Consider the following 1,145-nt stretch of genomic DNA (forward strand, 5'->3'; position numbering starts at 1 on the left):
ATTCCACGGAAGTCACTTCACTACCGCACACCACTTGAAGTATTCCTAAGTCACGTCACAGATGAACAGCTTTCAACATTTTTCTAATTTAAATTGACATTTCGGGATTCTTATATCACGATGGTTACTTTAAATTTGAAATAGTTGTAGCTTAAAGTAATCTTAATAATTCTTAAAGGCTGATATATCAGTACATCACCATCAAATCTGGAATATTTTTTTACAAACGTCTTAAAAATATTTCAAAATTGTTACATGTGCGTTACAATATAGTCGTAATCAATTAAAGATAACTTTAAATAAAATATTCGGTTGAGGGGGTTATGATTATGAAAAACGTACAACAAAAGGTTTTAACTGGAACGGTTTTATTGATGTCAGCATTTTTATTAGGGGGCTGCGCATCAAGTAGTACGACCTCAACAAACCACGATGCTACTTCCGCAAAAGTTGTTAAGAAAGCTCACAAGACATCAAGCAAAAAGGCTAGTGCTAGTTCTTCAGTATTAAATTCATCAAATGCAACATCAAAAGTTACTGAAGCAGGTCAAAGTGTTGCGTCACAAAATGCAGCTACTAGTTCAACAAGTTATTCTTCAGTTAAAAATAGTGCTAACAACTCTGCTGTTGCACATCAAAGTGCTGTTGCATCATCTCAATCAAAGAAGACTAGTGTAAATGCTAACAAGCAATCAACTGATGTGTTGACTAACTTCTTTGCTGCAAGTGGTGTTCAACACCATGAAGGTGACCAATACTTTGTATCAAACAAGGGTAATGGTCAATACCAAGTGGAAATTCGCAATACTGGCAAGAACCAAGATCAAAATATTTCAAACTTGAGTGGTCTGTATAACTACAACGCTAATAATAACCAAGTTCAAAAAATGGATCCAGTAACTGGACAGTTCAACTAAATAATTGCAATGAATAAAAAGGCTTGAAGCGTACCCCCAAAGTTGGAAATCGACTTTGGGGGTATTTTTATGACTAAAATTAGCGTAAACATTAAGATTAAGGCTGTCGAAGAGTATGTCAATGGTAATGATAGTAAAGGATTTATTAGGCAAAAATACGGGATCGACGAACTTAGTTTTCAAATATGGGTGGGTATTTATGCAAAATTTGGCAAGGAACCATTACTG

1 protein-coding gene is annotated in these 1,145 nt (G+C 34.8%); it reads left to right on the top strand.

Going from position 1 to position 1,145, the window contains the following annotated elements; translation table 11 throughout:
• Positions 1-329: 329 nt before the first annotated feature.
• Complete coding sequence (locus H5975_RS08270) at positions 330-917, top strand: hypothetical protein (RefSeq protein ID WP_204785620.1); 588 nt, start codon at positions 330-332, stop codon at positions 915-917.
• Positions 918-1,145 lie beyond the last annotated feature (228 nt).

Origin of the sequence: Limosilactobacillus coleohominis (assembly GCF_016901675.1) — a bacterium.
In the GTDB taxonomy this organism is placed as follows: Bacteria; Bacillota; Bacilli; order Lactobacillales; family Lactobacillaceae; genus Limosilactobacillus; species Limosilactobacillus intestinavium.